At 65.8% G+C, this 17,150-nt stretch carries 14 protein-coding genes; 12 read left to right on the plus strand and 2 right to left on the minus strand.

Going from position 1 to position 17,150, the window contains the following annotated elements:
• The first annotated feature begins 26 nt into the window (after positions 1 to 26).
• The 10 genes from FGU64_RS09150 (at position 27) to FGU64_RS09195 (ending at position 11,826) form a co-directional block, all read left to right on the plus strand.
• Positions 27 to 1,865 carry a M3 family oligoendopeptidase gene (locus FGU64_RS09150; RefSeq protein ID WP_180375664.1) on the plus strand — a complete coding sequence of 613 codons (1,839 nt, stop codon included), beginning with the start codon at positions 27 to 29 and terminating at the stop codon, positions 1,863 to 1,865.
• A gap of 45 nt (positions 1,866 to 1,910) precedes the next feature.
• Positions 1,911 to 3,080, plus strand: a complete 1,170-nt coding sequence (locus FGU64_RS09155) for an aminodeoxychorismate synthase component I (RefSeq protein WP_139952694.1) — start codon at positions 1,911 to 1,913, stop codon at positions 3,078 to 3,080.
• Positions 3,014 to 3,691 (plus strand): aminotransferase class IV family protein, encoded by a 678-nt coding sequence (locus FGU64_RS09160; RefSeq protein WP_139952697.1) that lies wholly within the window; start codon positions 3,014 to 3,016, stop codon positions 3,689 to 3,691. The genes FGU64_RS09155 and FGU64_RS09160 overlap by 67 nt, the downstream gene beginning before the upstream one ends.
• A gap of 64 nt (positions 3,692 to 3,755) precedes the next feature.
• Complete coding sequence (locus tag FGU64_RS09165) at positions 3,756 to 4,676, plus strand: DUF3445 domain-containing protein (RefSeq protein ID WP_139952699.1); 921 nt, start codon at positions 3,756 to 3,758, stop codon at positions 4,674 to 4,676.
• Positions 4,677 to 4,795: 119 nt separating this feature from the next.
• Entirely contained in the window at positions 4,796 to 6,241 is a 1,446-nt protein-coding gene (locus tag FGU64_RS09170; RefSeq protein ID WP_139952702.1) for a homospermidine synthase, read from the plus strand.
• Between the two features lie 86 nt (positions 6,242 to 6,327).
• The gene (locus FGU64_RS09175) at positions 6,328 to 6,705 is read left to right on the plus strand and encodes a hypothetical protein (RefSeq protein ID WP_136356363.1); all 378 of its coding nucleotides are present in this window, start codon (positions 6,328 to 6,330) and stop codon (positions 6,703 to 6,705) included.
• A 224-nt stretch (positions 6,706 to 6,929) separates the two neighbouring features.
• The gene (locus FGU64_RS09180; protein ID WP_139952705.1) at positions 6,930 to 8,927 is read left to right on the plus strand and encodes a bifunctional metallophosphatase/5'-nucleotidase; all 1,998 of its coding nucleotides are present in this window, start codon (positions 6,930 to 6,932) and stop codon (positions 8,925 to 8,927) included.
• Positions 8,928 to 9,066: 139 nt separating this feature from the next.
• Entirely contained in the window at positions 9,067 to 10,125 is a 1,059-nt protein-coding gene (gene hemH, locus FGU64_RS09185; protein ID WP_139952708.1) for a ferrochelatase, read from the plus strand.
• A 264-nt stretch (positions 10,126 to 10,389) separates the two neighbouring features.
• Positions 10,390 to 11,343 carry an SPFH domain-containing protein gene (locus tag FGU64_RS09190; protein ID WP_136356369.1) on the plus strand — a complete coding sequence of 318 codons (954 nt, stop codon included), beginning with the start codon at positions 10,390 to 10,392 and terminating at the stop codon, positions 11,341 to 11,343.
• A gap of 15 nt (positions 11,344 to 11,358) precedes the next feature.
• Positions 11,359 to 11,826 (plus strand): NfeD family protein, encoded by a 468-nt coding sequence (locus FGU64_RS09195; RefSeq protein WP_139952711.1) that lies wholly within the window; start codon positions 11,359 to 11,361, stop codon positions 11,824 to 11,826.
• A gap of 55 nt (positions 11,827 to 11,881) precedes the next feature.
• Here the strand turns inward: FGU64_RS09195 and FGU64_RS09200 are convergent, their stop codons facing one another.
• On the minus strand, positions 11,882 to 12,865 hold the full coding sequence (locus FGU64_RS09200; protein WP_246671273.1) for a KpsF/GutQ family sugar-phosphate isomerase: 984 nt from the start codon (positions 12,863 to 12,865) through the stop codon (positions 11,882 to 11,884).
• Between the two features lie 401 nt (positions 12,866 to 13,266).
• Between FGU64_RS09200 and FGU64_RS09205 the strand changes: the two genes are divergently transcribed.
• Entirely contained in the window at positions 13,267 to 14,739 is a 1,473-nt protein-coding gene (locus FGU64_RS09205) for an outer membrane beta-barrel protein (protein ID WP_348639789.1), read from the plus strand.
• Positions 14,740 to 14,793: 54 nt separating this feature from the next.
• Here the strand turns inward: FGU64_RS09205 and galU are convergent, their stop codons facing one another.
• Positions 14,794 to 15,696 carry a UTP--glucose-1-phosphate uridylyltransferase GalU gene (gene galU, locus FGU64_RS09210; RefSeq protein WP_139952721.1) on the minus strand — a complete coding sequence of 301 codons (903 nt, stop codon included), beginning with the start codon at positions 15,694 to 15,696 and terminating at the stop codon, positions 14,794 to 14,796.
• 202 nt (positions 15,697 to 15,898) lie between these two features.
• Between galU and FGU64_RS09215 the strand changes: the two genes are divergently transcribed.
• The gene (locus FGU64_RS09215) at positions 15,899 to 17,125 is read left to right on the plus strand and encodes a lytic murein transglycosylase (protein WP_139952724.1); all 1,227 of its coding nucleotides are present in this window, start codon (positions 15,899 to 15,901) and stop codon (positions 17,123 to 17,125) included.
• Positions 17,126 to 17,150 lie beyond the last annotated feature (25 nt).

Below are 17,150 nucleotides of genomic sequence, written 5' to 3' on the forward strand. Positions count from 1 at the left end.
TCCCAACCCTCGTTGAAGGTACTGGCATGAACATCATCTCGCGCCGCCGGCTCGCCGCGGCTTCCACCGCTCAGGGCACGGCGGCGACTATGGGCGATCTGCCGGAATGGAACCTCGCCGATCTCTACAGCGGCATGGAGGCGCCGGAACTCAGACGCGATCTGGAAAAGGCGGCCGCCGACGCAATCGCCTTCGAAAGCCGCTGGAAAGGCACGCTGGCCGCCGAGGCCGGACGCGGCAGCGACGGCAAGCTCGGCGAGGCCCTGAAGCAATACGAGGCGCTGGAGGAGCTGATCGGCCGCATCGTCTCCTATGCCGGGTTGGTTTACTCCGGCAACACCGTCGATCCGCAGCGCGCCAAGCTCTACGGCGACGTGCAGGAGAAGATGACGGACGCCAGCGCGCATCTGCTGTTCTTCGCGCTGGAACTCAACCTGATCGAGGACGCGGCGATCGAAGCAGCCCTCGATGCCGATCCCGCCTTCGGCCACTACCGGCCGTGGGTGCTGGACCTCAGGATGGACAAGCCCTACCAGCTCGAAGACCGCATCGAGCAGCTTTTCCACGAGAAGTCGGTGACCGGCCGCGGTGCCTGGAACCGCCTGTTCGACGAGACGATGGCGGACCTGCGCTTTTCCATCGACGGCGAGGAACTGACCCTGGAGCCGACGCTGAACCGTTTGCAGGACGCCGACGGCGAGGTCCGGCGCAAGGCGTCCGAGGCGCTCGCCGCCACCTTCTCGAAGAACCTGCGCACCTTCACGCTGATCACCAACACGCTGGCCAAGGACAAAGAGATCTCCGACCGCTGGCGCGGCTTCAAGGACATCGCCGATTCCCGCCACCTCGCCAACCGGGTGGAGCGCGGCGTCGTGGATGCGCTGGCCGCCGCCGTTCGCGAAGCCTATCCGCGCCTGTCGCACCGCTACTATGCGATGAAGGCGCGCTGGCTCGGCATGGAGGCGATGAACCACTGGGACCGCAACGCGCCGCTGCCCGAAACGCCGAAGGCGACGATCGCATGGGACGACGCGAAGAATACGGTTCTTTCCGCCTATCACCGCTTCTCGCCGCAGATGGCCGATATCGCGCGCAGCTTCTTCGACCGCAACTGGATCGATGCGCCGGTGCGGCCCGGAAAATCCCCCGGCGCCTTCGCCCATCCCACTGTTCCGTCAGTCCATCCTTACGTTCTGCTCAACTATATGGGCAAGCCGCGCGACGTGATGACCCTGGCGCACGAGCTCGGCCACGGCGTGCATCAGGTTCTGGCCGGCGGCCAGGGCGCGCTGATGGCTTCCACGCCGCTGACGCTGGCCGAGACGGCCTCCGTCTTCGGCGAGATGCTGACCTTCCGCTCGCTGCTCGACGCCACCGCCGACAAGCGCGAGCGCAAGGCCATGCTCGCCCAGAAGGTGGAGGACATGATCAACACGGTGGTGCGCCAGATCGCCTTCTACGAATTCGAGCGCAAGGTGCATGCCGAGCGCCGCAACGGCGAGCTGACGTCCGACAAGCTCGGGCAATTCTGGCTGGAAGTGCAGGCCGAGAGCCTTGGCCCCGCGATAAAACTGCGCGAAGGCTACGAGACGTTCTGGACCTACATCCCGCATTTCATCCATTCGCCCTTCTACGTCTACGCCTATGCCTTCGGAGATTGTCTGGTGAACTCGCTCTATGCCGTCTACCGGGGCTCCGAGCGCGGCTTCCAGGAGAAGTATTTCGACATGCTGAAGGCCGGCGGCACCAAACACCATTCGGAACTGCTGAAGCCTTTCGGCCTCGACGCCACCGATCCCTCGTTCTGGCAGATCGGCCTCGGCGTCATTTCCGGCCTGATCGACGAGTTGGAAGCGCTGGATTGAGCTTGGCGAACAAGCGGACGGTTCTCGTCTCCATGGTGAGCGACGATGTCTTCACCTGACGCGCCATTCATCCTTTTCCGCGACGATTTCTCCGGCGAAGAAACGCTCTTCGACCGGCCCCGGAAAATCATCGTCGCGGAACGGACGGAGGACTTCTTTCCCGCGCTGGAGGAAGCGCAGCGCGCGCACGAGGCCGGCCGCTGGCTGGCAGGCTACTTTTCCTACGAGGCCGGCTACCTGCTGGAACCGAAGCTGGCGCCGATCATCCCCGAAAGGCGTGATACGCCGCTGCTCGTGCTCGGCGTCTTCGACGGCCCCTCCGACAACGCCCTGCCTGCCGACCGCCGTCCCGCCACCAACGGCCCGATCCATGGCGTGCGCGCGACATGGTCGTTCGAGGACTACCGCAAGCGCTTCGACACGCTGCACCGGCACCTCCGGCAGGGCGACTGCTACCAGGGCAACCTGACCTTTCCCGTCGAAGCCGGATGGAGCGGCGACCCGCTGTCGGGCTTCGACGCGCTGGTGCGACGCCAGAAGGTCAAATACGGCGCGCTGGTCGATCTCGGCGGACCGGTGATCCTGTCACGCTCGCCTGAACTGTTCTTCGAGGTGGACGCCGACGGCTGGATCGAGACGCATCCGATGAAGGGCACCTCGCCGCGCGGCGCCACTCCGCAAGAGGACGAACGGCTGAGGGAATTCCTGCGCAACGATCCGAAGAACCAAGCGGAAAACCGCATGATCGTCGACCTGTTGCGCAACGACATCTCCCTGATCTCGGAGGTCGGCAGCCTCGACGTGCCGGAACTGTTCCGCATCGAAAGCTTTGCCACCGTGCACCAGATGGTAAGCCGGGTGCGGGCGAAACTCCTGCCCGGCCTGACGATCCGGCGGATATTCGCCGCCCTTTTCCCTTGCGGCTCCATCACCGGCGCGCCGAAGATCCGCGCCATGGAAATCCTGCGCGAACTGGAAGGGACGCCGCGCAACGCTTATTGCGGCGCCATCGGCTGGATCGCGCCGGGCGGCCGCATGCGCTTCAACGTCGCCATCCGCACGATCACCCTCTTTCCCGGCGGCCGTGCCGTCTACAATGTCGGCGGCGGCGTCGTCTTCGATTCCACCGCTGAGGAGGAGTACGCCGAATGCCTCTTGAAGGCGCGCTACGCGACGGGACAGGCCCCGACAGCGGACAACCCGACTTCGAACTGATCGAGACGATGCGCTGGGAGCCGGACGCCGGCTTCCTGCGCCTGGATCGGCATCTGGCAAGGCTCTACGCCTCGGCGACCGAACTCGGCTTCGCCTGCGATCCGCGGCGCGTGGGCGAGGCCCTGGCGAACGCCACGGCGCGACAATCGGCGGCGCTGCGCACCCGCCTTGTGCTGTCGCGCAACGGCGACGTGACGGCCTCGGCGCAACCCTACGAGCCGCTGCCCGCGGACCGGGTATGGAAACTGGGACTCGCCCGTTCCCGGCTCGACTCGGCCGATCCGCTGCTGCGTCACAAGACCAGCCGGCGGCAGGCCTACACCCACGCACGCTCCGAATACCTCGTCACCCAGGCCGACGAGGTGCTGCTCGCCAACGAGCGCGGCGAACTGTGCGAAGGCACCATCACCACCCTCTTCGCCGATTTCGGCGGCGCGGCACTTGCCACGCCCCGCCTCGACTGCGGCCTGCTCGCAGGCGTGCTGCGCGCCGAAATGCTGGACCAGGGCAAGGCAGAGGAAGCGGTGTTCTCCTACGATGACCTCAAATCGGCCAAGGCGGTCCTCGTCGGCAATTCGCTGCGTGGACTGATCCCGGCACGGCTGGCCTAACCGCGCACCGTTGCGGCTTTTCGTCCGGCAAGTTATCGGCGGAACAGATAGCGAGGTTTTTGACGTGGCCGCCACTCCCGCCCATGCCCCATACGACGGTTCCTCGAAACCCTTCACCATCGGGCTCAAGCCGCTCGCCCTCGCCGACTGGATCGAGGTCGACGAGAACCTTTTCGCCCATCTCGCGGAAAAGCGCTGTCTCTATGCCGAGATGCCGGAAAAGGTCTTCGTCGAGGAGCCGGACACCCGCGCCGCCCAGCAGGAAGTGCTGGATATGCTGACGGCGCACCTGCCCGAGCGTTTCCCGCGCACCCATGCGGTAGTCGGCGACGGGGTCGCCGTGCGCAATTTGCCTCCCGCCCCGCCTCTCGCCCTCGACGCCCCGCTGGTGGCCGCCTCGCTTCTGGTGCAGGAGGACCTCATCCTCATGCGCCGCGGCGGCGACGGCTGGCGGCTGGCCGCCGGCTCGCTGTGCTTCCCCTCATCCTGGACGCTGACGGAAAAGTTCGGCAAGACGCTGCACACCATCCACATCCCGGTGCCGGGCTTCGGCCCCGGCTCGCGCCCGGACGAGCTGATCGCGCGCATGTTCGACGGCTTGCAGGGCCAGGCGATGGAGCGCTACAACTGGTCGATCCAGGCCGGCGATGCGCTCTACCATCCGTTGTCGAACGTCGAGCGCGACGACCGCGCCACCGGCCGCCCGTCCCGTTTCGCCGATACCGGCGACATCGACGCCAGCGCCTTCATCCGCGTCGAGCGGCAGACCTTGCGCAAGCTGCCCGTCTCACGCGACGTGCTGTTCACCATCCGTATCCACCTCGACCCGTTGGCCGTTCTGGCAAGGCATCCCGACAAGGCGAGGCTGGCCGCCTCCTTTGCCGGTCAGTTGATGGCGCTCGACACCGCCCAGCTCGACTACAAGGGCCTCACCGCCGACCGCGACCGGCTGGTCGACTGGTTGCAAGCAGCCGCTGACGCATAGAAGTCAGCCGGCGTAGATTCGCTTTAATCCGGGCGAGCGTGTATGGAGGCGCCTCCAGCCGGGCGCCCGCGCCCGGCTTTGCTGTAAATCCGCTTGTTCGAAAAGGAGTGCCCCGAAAAATGGCGAATGAAAAATGGCCCGTCTATGGTGAGATTACCGGCCCCGTCGTGATGATCGGCTTCGGCTCGATCGGTCGCGGAACGCTTCCTCTCATCGAACGCCATTTCAAGTTCGACAAGTCGCGCATGGTCATCATCGATCCCAGCGAGGAAAACCGCAAGCTGGCGGACGAACGCGGCATTAGCTTCGTCAAGGAGGCCGTCACCAAGGACAACTACAAGGATCTGCTCACGCCATACCTGACCAACGGCGACGGCCAGGCCTTCTGCGTCAACCTGTCGGTCGATACCGGCTCGGTTGACCTGATGCGGCTGACCCGCAAGCTCGGCGCGCTCTATGTCGATACCGTGGTCGAGCCGTGGCTGGGCTTCTACTTCGACGCCGACGCCGACAACGCCGCGCGCACCAACTACGCGCTGCGCGAGACGCTGCTGGCGGAAAAGCGCAAGCATCCCGGCGGCACGACGGCTGTCTCCACCTGCGGCGCCAATCCGGGCATGGTGTCCTGGTTCGTCAAGCAGGCGCTGCTCAACCTCGCCCACGACCTCGGCCTGAAATTCGCCGAACCGGCCACCGACGACCGCGAAGGCTGGGCGAAACTGATGAGACAAGCCGGCGTCAAGGGCATCCACATCGCCGAACGCGATACCCAGCGCGCCAAGAAGCCCAAGCCGATGAACGTGTTCTGGAACACCTGGTCGGTCGAGGGCTTCATCTCAGAGGGACTGCAGCCGTCGGAACTCGGCTGGGGCACGCATGAGAAATGGATGCCGAAGAACGCCCGCAAGCAGAAGCACGGCTCGCAGGCAGCGATCTTCCTGGAGCAGCCGGGCGCCAACACGCGCGTGCGCACCTGGGTGCCGTCCGCCGGGCCGCAATATGGCTTCCTCGTCACCCACAACGAGGCGATCTCGATCGCCGAATTCTTCACCGTCTACGGCAAGGACGGCAAGGTGAAGTACCGGCCGACCTGCAACTACGCCTACCACCCCTGCAACGACGCGGTGCTGTCGCTGCACGAAATGTTCGGCGCCGGCGGCAAGGCGCAGCCCGTCCTGCATGTGCTGGACGAGAACGAACTGGTCGACGGCATCGACGAACTCGGCGTGCTGCTCTACGGGCACGGGAAAAACGCCTACTGGTTCGGCTCGCATCTTTCGCTGGCGGACGCGCGGCGTCTTGCGCCCTACCAGAACGCCACCGGCCTGCAGGTGTCTTCCGCCGTGCTCGCCGGCATGGTGTGGGCGCTGGAGAATCCGAACGCCGGCATCGTCGAGGCCGACGAGACGGACTATCGCCGCTGCCTCGAAGTGCAGTCGCCCTATCTCGGCCCGGTCGAGGGCCACTACACCGACTGGACACCTCTGGAGGGCCGCCCCGGCCTGTTCGCAGAGGACCTGGACGAGAAGGACCCGTGGCAATTCCGCAACATCCTCGTCCGATAGACCAATCCCCACCCCCGAACCACGCCTTGCAATCGCCCGGAAATCGGGCGATTGAAGGATGCGGACCGAGGAGAGGATTCCACCTGATGACCATCGTGCGAAGAATGCTTGGCTTTGGCATGGCGGGCCTTGCCGTGGCTGCGCTCGCCGCCTGCACCACCGCCGGCCCCGGCGAGCCGCCGGCAAGCGCGGCCCCCAAGGGCGTCGAAGGTTCATGGATCGACGCGCAGGGCACCGGCCTGTCCACCCTGTCGGCCGGCCGCTTCCAGACGGTCGCGACCGACACCGGCCAGAAGCTCGCGGACGGCAGCTACAGGCTGACCGGCGCCACCTCGGTCGAGATCACCGGCACATCGCTGATCCGCCAGACAGGCATCAGCTTCAACTGCCTGCTCGTCTCGACCAGCCAGCTCAACTGCACCAGCGCGACCGGACAGAACTTCGTTCTGACCCGCCGGGGCTGAAAAATCGCATCGGCATGACAGAAGGCAGCGGGCTCCGGTCCGCTGCCTTTTTCGTGCGCGCTCCCTTTTTGCTTCCGACAGGGAAGCCGCCCGCGACTGGGAGCCGGCCGCGATTCCGCTTGCATCGAAAAAAGCGCGGTGTGAACATGCCGCGGGACGGGCTGTAGAATTCCAGTCAAACAAGGCTCTTAAAGTCTGTATCGACTTCATCCGGGAGAGGAAGAATGAAGAAGATCGCTGTCATCGCCGCGCTGTCGGCTTCGACGCTCGGGCTGTCGGCCGGCGCATCCTTTGCCGACTACACGCTCAACATCCTCCATTTCAACGACTGGCACAGCCGCATCGAGTCCAACAACAAGTACGAATCGACCTGTTCGGCGGAAGAGGAGACGAAGGGCGAATGCGTCGGCGGCGCCGCCCGCCTGATCACCGCCATCCGTCAGGAGCGCGACAAGCTCAAGGGCCAGAACGTGCTCCTGCTCAACGCCGGCGACAATTTCCAGGGCTCGCTGTTCTACACCACCTACAAGGGCGCGGCGGAGGAGGAATTCCTCAACCAGATGGGCCTCGACGCCGTCACCCTCGGCAACCACGAATTCGACGACGGCGAGACCGCGCTGGTGCCCTATCTCGACAAGGCGAAGTTCCCGGTCGTCAGCGCCAACGTCAATGCCAACGAGAAGTCGGGCGCCCACGGCAAGATCAAGCCGTCTATCGTCGTCGAGATCGGCGGCCAGAAGATCGGCATCGTCGGCGGCATCACCAACGATACGCCCGAGATCGCCTCGCCCGGCCCCAACATCGCCATCGCGGACGACGTGAAGTCGATGACGGCGGCGGTGGAAGCGCTCAAGGCCGAGGGCGTCAACAAGATCATCGCCGTCACCCATATCGGCTATCCGCGCGAGCGCGACGTCATCGCCAAGATTCCGGGCGTCGACGTGGTGGTCGGCGGCCACTCGCACTCGCTTCTGTCCAACACCGACCCGAAGGCGGAAGGCCCCTACCCGACGATGGTGGACAACCCCGACGGCTACAAGGTGCCGGTGGTGCAGGCGGCGTCCTATTCGAAATATCTCGGCGAGGTGAAGATCGTCTTCGACGACAACGGCGTCGTCAAGGAAGCAAGCGGCGATCCGATCCACCTCGACAAGTCGATCACGCCCGACCCGCAGGTGCTCGCCCGCATCAAGGAACTCGGCGCGCCGATCGAGGAACTGAAGGCCAAGGAGGTCGGCGAGACGACGGCGGCGATCGACGGCAGCCGCGAAACCTGCCGCGCGCGCGAATGCTCGATGGGCAACCTCGTCTCCGACGCCGTGCTGGACCGCGTCAAGGACCAGGGCGTCACCATCGTCTTCTCGAACGGCGGCGGCCTGCGCGCCTCCATCGACCAGGGCAAGGTGACGATGGGCGAAGTGCTCACCGTGCTGCCCTTCCAGAACACGGTCGCCACCTTCAAGCTCGCCGGCAAGGATGTCGTCGCCGCACTTGAGAACGGGACGAGCCAGTTGGAAGACGGCGCCGGCCGCTTCGCCCAGGTGGCGGGCCTGAAATATTCGTTCGACAAGTCCAAGGCCCCGGGCAGCCGCATCAGCGACGTGCTGGTGGCCGACGGCTCGAACTGGGTGCCGATCGACGAGAACAAGGATTATATCGTCGCCACCAACAACTACGTGCGCCAGGGCGGCGACGGCTACAAGATCTTCGCCGAGAAGGCCAAGGACGCCTACGACTACGGCCCCAGCCTGGAGCAGGTCGTGGCCGACTATCTGAGCGCCCACAACCCCTATACGCCGAAGGTCGAGGGCCGCATCACCGAGATCGCCGCCAATGCCGCAGCCGAACCCGCAAAGCCGGCGGAAGCGGCTCCGGCTGAACCCGCCAAGCCCGCGGAAGCCGCGCCCGCCGAACCGTCCATGCCGGCACTGCCGGCCGGCTCCAACGACATCGCCAACTCGCCGCCGAGCCTGCCGGCCGACGGTGCGGCACCTCCGGCCAAGCCTGCGGAAGCGGCCCCGTCCGAACCGGCAAAGCCGGCCGAGGCCGCACCCGGCGCCGAGACCAGCCATGTCATCGCCAGGGGCGACACCTATTGGGATCTGGCGGTGAAATATTACGGCGACGGCACCAGGTGGAAGGTCATCGCCGACGCCAATCCCGGCCACGAGCCGCGCCGCCTGCCGGTCGGCGCCACGCTGACGATCCCGGCGGCGAAGTAAGGCCCGGGGTCCAGTTCCGAACACCCGCCTCGGACCGGGGCGGGTGTTTGCCTGACGGAAGGTGCGGCCAGACGCGGCATTGCATCGCTGGCGGACATGGTTAGACCGTCTGCCAAGTCCAGCAGGCCGGAGAGCCGAAATGCCGTCAGCCAGAACCGCCGTCGCCGAAGCGCCCAAGAAAGCCGCATCCGATGCGCCCCTTGCATCCGCCAAGGACAAGGTCGGCATCATGCTGCTCAACCTCGGCACGCCGGACAGCACCGACTACTGGCCGATGTGGCGCTATCTCAGGGAATTCCTGTCCGACCCACGCATCATCGAACTCAACAAGGCGATCTGGTATCCGATCCTCTACGGGCTGGTGCTGACGACGCGGCCGCAGAAATCCGGCGCCAACTACGCGCGCATCTGGAACCGCGAGAAGAACGAATCGCCGCTGCACACCTTTACCCGCGCCCAGGCCGAGAAGCTTGCGCCGGCGCTGGCCGACCTGCCGAATGTCACGGTCGACTGGGCCATGCGCTACGGCAATCCCTCGACCGGCAGCGTTGCCGAGCGGCTGGTAGCGCAAGGCTGCGACCGCCTGCTCGCCTTCCCGCTCTATCCGCAATATTCGGCGACCACCACGGCGACCGCCAACGACCAACTCTTCCGCGCGCTGGCGAAAATGCGGCGCGCACCGGCGGTGCGCAGCGTGCCGCCATACTATGCCGAGCCCGTCTACATCGAAGCGCTGGCCGCCTCGATCGAAAAGCATCTCGCGACCCTCGACTTCGAGCCGGAGGTCGTCATCACCTCCTATCACGGCATCCCAAAACCCTATTCCGACAAGGGCGACCCCTATCACGCGCACTGCCTGGAAACGACGCGGCTGCTGCGCGAAAAACTCGGCTGGGACGAGAAAAAGATGATCGCCACCTTCCAGTCGCGCTTCGGCGCGCAGGAATGGTTGCAGCCTTACACCGACAAGACGGTGGAACGGCTGGCGAAGGAAGGCGTCAAGCGCATCGCCATCGTCAATCCGGGCTTCTCGGTCGATTGCATCGAGACGCTGGACGAGATCGGCCGCGAGGTGCGCGACGAATTCCTCCACGCCGGCGGCGAGAAGTTCTCGCATATCCCCTGTCTCAACGACAGCCCCGAAGGCATGACGGTGATCGAGACGCTGGTCAGGCGCGAACTCGCCGGCTGGGCCTGAGGGACGGCACCCCCCACCCTGTCCCCTCCCCACAAGGTTAGGGAGACGCTGACGCCGCCGTTTCATATAAAACCGCTGACATTGGTATGTGGCGCTGCCGCGGAATCCTCCTCCTCCTTGCGGGGAGGGGTTGGGGGTGGGGGTATCGCGCCAGAGGCGAAGGCTTCAACCGTCGCGATTGTAACGCCGTCAAATCCCCCTTAAGTGTCACCATAACCGGTCGGCGAGGATAGGCCTCGCTGCTGATTGCGAGGGGAGTGACGCATGGGTTTCACCGGCTTCGACGTGGTAATTCCGGTTCTTGTCGTTCTCGTCCTGCTGATCCTTTTTACCGGCATCAAGACCGTTCCGCAGGGCTACAACTACACGGTCGAGCGCTTCGGCCGCTACACCAAGACGCTGAGCCCCGGCCTCAACCTGATCATTCCCTTCATCGACCGCATCGGCGCCAAGATGAACATGATGGAACAGGTGCTGGACGTTCCCACCCAGGAGATCATCACCAAGGACAACGCCATCGTCGCGGTGGACGGCGTCGCCTTCTACCAGGTGCTGAACGCGCCGCAGGCCGCCTATCAGGTGGCCGGCCTTCAGAACGCTTTGCTCAACCTCACCATGACCAACATCCGCACCGTCATGGGTTCGATGGACCTCGACGAGTTGCTCTCCAACCGCGACGCCATCAACGAGCGGTTGCTGCGGGTCGTGGACGAGGCCGCGCATCCATGGGGCATCAAGGTCACCCGCGTCGAGATCAAGGACATCAACCCGCCGGCGAACCTGGTGGATTCGATGGCCCGCCAGATGATGGCCGAGCGCGACAAGCGCGCCCAGATCCTTGCCGCCGAGGGCCTGAAGCAGGCGCAGATCCTGGAGGCCGAGGGCCGCCGCGAGGCCGCCTTCCGCGATGCCGAGGCGCGCGAGCGCGCGGCCGAAGCCGAAGCCAAGGCGACTCAGGTCGTCTCCGAAGCCATCGCCAAGGGCGACACCCAGGCGCTCAACTACTTCGTCGCGCAGAAATACACCGAGGCGCTGACCCGGATCGGATCGGCGACCAATTCCAAGATCGTGCTGATGCCGCTGGAAGCCTCCTCGCTGATCGGCACGCTGGGCGGCATCGGCGAGATCGCCCGCGAGGTGTTCAAGAACGACGGCTCCTCGACCCCGCAGCGGCAGGCGGCGCGCCCGCCGCTGGTGCGCCCCGGCGAGACCTCGTAGGCGCGGAGGCCGGCCATGCTGGAACGCATCTTCGCCGAACTCGGGCCGTGGAACTGGATGGTGCTCGGCTTCATCCTGCTGGTGCTGGAGATCGCCGTTCCCGGCGTCTTCCTCCTGTGGATCGGCATCGCGGCGCTTATCATCGGCGCCGTCTCGCTGGCGCTGTGGGACGCCAGCTTCTGGATCTGGCAGGTGCAGGTGGTCGCCTTCCTGGCGCTGTCGCTGGTCTCGGCCTATGTCGGCAAGCAGATCGTCGGCCGGCGCGAGGGCGAGAGCGACCAGCCGCTGCTCAATCGTCGCGGCGAACAGATGATCGGCCGCACGGCGACACTTTCGGAGCCGATCCGCGAAGGCCGCGGCCGCATCCAACTCGGCGACACGCTATGGCGCGTCTCCGGTCCCGACCTGCCTGCCGGCACCCGCGTCAGGGTAACGGGCGCCACCGACACCGACCTTGAACTGAAGGTCGAGCCGGTTCCGTAGGGGGCAGTGGATCTTCGCGCCGTCAAGAGGCTTCAAAGGCAGGTCAGTTTCCGCCTCAAGCCGCACCGATGCGCAAGAGATCGTGGAAATGCACCAGGCCGATGGGACGCCCGCCCTCGACGACGACGAGCGCGCCGATCTTGTTCTCGTTGAGATAGGCGATCGCCGCCCCTGCCGACATGTCGGGGGAAACGGTCTTGGGCGTCCGCGTCATCACCTCCTCCACCGCCACGTCCTTGAGGTTGCGGTGCAGGTTGCGTGCCAGGTCGCCGTCGGTGATGATGCCGGCCAGCCGGCCTGCCTCGTCGACGATGACGACGCAGCCGACCTTCTTGTTGGACAGCGTCATCACCGCCTCCGGCATCTTGGTGCCGAGCGGCACCAGCGGCAGGTCGTCGCCGGTGCGCATCACCTTGGCCAGGTGCGTCAGCGTCGCGCCCAGCTTGCCGCCGGGGTGGTAGCCGAGGAAGTCCTCCGGCGTGAAGCCGCGCGCTTCCAGCAACGCCATCGCCAGCGCGTCGCCCACCGTCAGTTGCAACAGCGCCGAGGTCGTCGGCGCCAGCCCGTGCGGGCAGGCTTCGGGCGCATGCGGCAGCGCCAGCACGACATCGGCCTCGCGGGCCAGCGATGATTTCGCACCCGAGGTCAGCGCGATCAGCGGGATGCCGAAGCGGCGCGAATAGCCGACGATGCCGCGCAGTTCCGCGCTCTCGCCCGACCATGACATGGCAAGGATGGCGTCGTCCGGCGTGATCATGCCGAGGTCGCCGTGATTGGCCTCGACCGGATGGACGAAGAAGGCCGGCGTGCCGGTGGAGGCGAGCGTCGCGGCGATCTTGGAGCCGATATGGCCGCTTTTGCCGACGCCGGTGACGATGACGCGGCCACGGATGCCGGCGATCATCTCGACCGCGTCGGCGAAAGGCTCGGCCAGTCCGTCGGCCAGGGCCTGCGACAACATGGCAAGGCCGGCCTGCTCCGTGGCCACCGTTCGCAAGGCCGAGGCGATGGAGGCCTGCCGGTCGGGTTTCCTGTTCATCGACGCTCCCGCAAACATGACGACGCGCTTACTGCTTCGGCCCCGCTTTGTCCAATGCAATCGCCTCGGCCAGCCGCCTGAGAGACACCTCCTCAACGCTCCGTTAACCATCCCCATTTACGGTCCGGTAAGCATGGCGCGCGCGCGCCGCCGAGGTGACGATGTCGCATGCCCAGCCCCTACAAGGACCACGCAGAGGCCGAAAGGCCGCGCGTGCGCTGCTTCTGGCGGCTGGCACGGCCGTGCTCCTTTTTCCCCTTCCGCTTGCGGCACAACAGGCGGGCACGAATACCTCCGCGACCGATCCGACACTTCTGAACACCGGCGCCGCCAGGCGCCCGGCGGCAACGAACGGGGTTCGGCCTGCCACCGCGAACGCGCCGAGCCAGACCGCGACCGCGATGCCGACCTATCAGCCCGTCAGTCCGGGCGCCGTGCCGGAGGCAACCGATCCGGCCGGGAGCGACGATGCCGATGCCATCCCCGTCGACGACGGCACCGACACCGGTGCAGCGTCGCTTGTTCCAGCCGTTCCGGCCCCTCCGCCCCCGAACGGGACGGATGACCAGACGACGGCGACCACGCCGGCGAGGGCGCGCGCGGCGACGACCGATCCCGATGCGGTGCCCGAGCCGACCAACCGGCGGGCCCGCAGCGTCGACGCCGACGACCGCCAGCCGCTCGATCCGCGCGCCGAAAGGACCGGCTCGATCGAAGGCGGGCAGGTGAGGCCGGACGACGACCCCTTCGCGCCGATCGGCATCCCGTTCGGCAGTTTCGTGCTGAGGCCCTCGATCGAGCAGGGATTGACGGCCACCACCAATGCCAGCGGCGGCCCCGGCGGCAGCTCCGCCATCCTGTCGGAAACGACGCTGCGCCTCAACGCCACGTCGGACTGGGTGTCGAACTCGGCGACAATCGACGCCACCGGCACCTTCCGCGAAAGCCTTTCGGGCGAAAGCCTGGACGACGCGCGCGGCCGCATCGACGGGACGCTCAACCTCGATCTCGACCACGAATGGCGGGCCACCGCCAAGGCCGGTTATGAAATCGCGCCCGAATCGGCGTCTTCGCCCGTCGTCATCGGCGACGTCGCCTCGCAGCCGTCGCGCCAGTCGCTGGACGGCAGCCTGGCCATCGCCAAGGATATCGGCAAATTGCGCTTCGGCCTGACGGGCGCCGCTCAACGCGACACCTATGGGGACGCCGACCTGCTGGGCGGCGGCGTGCTTTCGCAGAAAGACCGCAACGAGACCCTCTACACGACCACACTGCGCGGCGGTTACGAAATATCCCCGGCGTTGACGCCGTTCGCGGAACTGGAGGTCGGGCGCCGGCTCTACGACCAGCGCATCGATGCCAGCGGCTACGCACGCTCGGCCGACCGGCTGGGCATCCGCGCCGGAACCGAACTCGACCTCGGCGAGAAGCTGAACGGCGAAGTCTCGGCCGGCTGGTTGAGCGAAGACCCCGACGATAACCGGCTGGCGGCGGTTTCCGGCGCCTCGATCAACGCCGACTTCAAATGGTCGCCCGAACGCGGCACCATCATCAGCCTGCTCGGCAACACCACGATCGAAGGCACGACCACGCCCGGCCAAACCGGCGATCTGCTCTATTCCGGTCAGCTGACGGGAGAACGTCGTATCCGCGAGGACCTGACCGCCAATGCGTCGCTCGGCGCCGCCTGGCGCGACTATGCCGGTTCCAGCGACCACGATCTGATTCTCAGCGCCGAGGCGGGGCTTACGTGGTGGCTCAACCGCTATGTCGGCCTGAGCACCAAGGCCCGCTACGAAAAGCAGACGTCGAGCCTGCCCGGCCGCGACTACGACGAGGCCAGCATCTTCGCCGGCATCAAAGTGCAGCGCTGACGCGGCTTTATTTCGGGCGCAACAGCCCATAGCCTGCCTGACACAGGCGAGCGATCACCCAGCGGCGCGGCGCAGCAGCGGCTCGAATTCGTCGAGCAGGCCGCGGATGACGCCGGCCATGCCCTGGTTGATGTCCTTGCGCCACAGCGCGAAGGCGACGTTGGCCTCGATGAAGCCTTCCGGCGAGCCGCAGTCGAACGTGCGTCCCTGATAATGGTAGCCGTAGAAGGATTGCTTCTGGCGCAGCTTCAGCATGGCGTCGGTGAGCTGGATCTCGTTGCCCGCGCCCTTCTCCTGGCTTTCCAGGATGGAGAAAATCTCCGGCTGCAGGATATAGCGCCCGTTGATGAAGAGATTGGACGGCGCCGTGCCCGGCTTCGGCTTCTCCACCATCTCGGTGATGCGGAAACCGGTATGGGCGGCCTCGCCGCGCCCGACGATGCCGTATTTATGCGCTTCCGCCGGATCGCACTCCTGCACGGCGATGATGTTGTCGCCCGTCTGCTCGTAGAGCTCGACCATGTCGCGCGTGCAGCTCTTTTCCGACTGCATGATCATGTCGGGCAGAAGCAGCGCGAAGGGCTCGTCGCCGACCAGTTCGCGCGCGCACCACACCGCATGGCCGAGGCCGAGCGGCACCTGTTGGCGGGTGAAGCTGGTCTGTCCCGGCGACGGCTGCAGGCGTTGCAGGCGGTCGAGCTGGTCGCCCTTCCCGCGCTGCGCCAGCGTGTCGTAGAGCTCGAACTGGACGTCGAAATGGTCTTCGATGACGGCCTTGTTGCGGCCGGTGACGAAGATGAAATGCTCGATGCCGGCTTCGCGAGCCTCGTCCACCACATACTGGATGACGGGCTTGTCGACGACCGTCAGCATCTCCTTCGGGATCGCCTTGGTGGCGGGAAGGAAGCGTGTGCCGAGGCCGGCGACCGGGAAGACTGCCTTGCGAACTTTTCTCATGATGCGACTTTCCATTGGATGGTGCGCAGCCACCCCATAGTGGGACATTTTGACGCCGGAATCGAGGTGTATCGAAATCCGGCGCGAGCGAAACCTACAAGCTTCAAGTTGCTTTTTCGTTCCCAGGGCGGCGCATGGTAAACCAATTCCTAACCGGGTTCGGCGATGAATGACCTTCCTGCGACGATGTAAGGAGGAAAAGATGACCGTTCGCACCGTCACCAGCCGCATGGCCGGGCTGTTTGCGGCCGCCGGCCTCTCGGTGGCGCTCTTGCTGCCCGCAAGCCCGGCCTTCGCCGACGCCGGCTTCCGCCACTGGGTCGCCAGCTTCCGTGCCACCGCCGTCTCCAGCGGCGTGTCCGGCGCCATCTACGACCGCGCTTTCCGCGGCATCAGCGACCCCGATCCGGAAGTGATCGAGAAGGCCCGCACGCAGCCCGAATTCAAGGCGCCGGCCTGGGACTATTTCGACAATCGCGTCCACGACGAGTCGATCGCTACCGGCCGCGCCATGGCGGCGAAGTGGAAGCCGTGGCTGGATCGCATCGAAAGCCGCTACGGCGTCGACCGCTACACGCTGCTGGCCATCTGGTCGATGGAATCCAACTATGGCGAGATCCTCAAGCGCGACGACGTCATGCGCTCGGTGGTGCGCTCGCTGGCGACGCTGGCCTATGCCGACAAGAAGCGCGCCAAATATGCCCGCACACAGCTCGTCGCCGCCTTGAAGATCCTGCAGACCGGCGACATCGACGAGAGCCACCTGCAAGGCTCGTGGGCGGGCGCCATGGGCCACACCCAGTTCATCCCCACCAGCTACCAGGCCTATGGCGTCGACATGGACGGCAACGGCAGGCGCGACATCTGGAATTCGATCCCCGACGCGCTCGCCACAGCCGCCAACCTCCTGCGCAGGAACGGCTGGCAGGCGGGGCGCACCTGGGGCTATGAAGTGACCTTGCCGGGAGGCGGGAAATTTCCCGCAGGCTCGATGTCGATCGCCAAATGGCAGCAGCTCGGCTTCACCCGCGCCAACGGCAAGCCGTTCAGGAACACGTCCGACAGGGCGGAACTGAAACTGCCCGGCGGCCGCGAGGGGCCGGCCTTCCTGGTCATCAAGAACTTCTCGGTCATCAAGCGCTACAACAACTCCGACAAGTATGCCCTGGCCGTCGGCCTTCTTGCCGACGAGATCGCCGGTTATGGCGGGCTGGTGCGCGACTGGAACCGGCCGTTCACCAAGCTCAGCTTCGAGGAAAAGCAGGAATTGCAGCAGCGGCTTTCCCAGCACGGTCTCTACGACGGCAAGTTCGACGGCAAGATCGGCAGCGGCTCGAAGGCCGCCATCATGTCCTTCCAGGCGCAGATGGGCTTGACCCAGACCGGTTACCCCAGCATGGAAGTGCTGAAATGGCTGCGCAAGAAGTAGCAGACAAGGATGGCCCGCCACACGA

Origin of the sequence: Mesorhizobium sp. 8 (assembly GCF_006351905.1) — a bacterium.
In the GTDB taxonomy this organism is placed as follows: Bacteria; Pseudomonadota; Alphaproteobacteria; order Rhizobiales; family Rhizobiaceae; genus Mesorhizobium; species Mesorhizobium composti.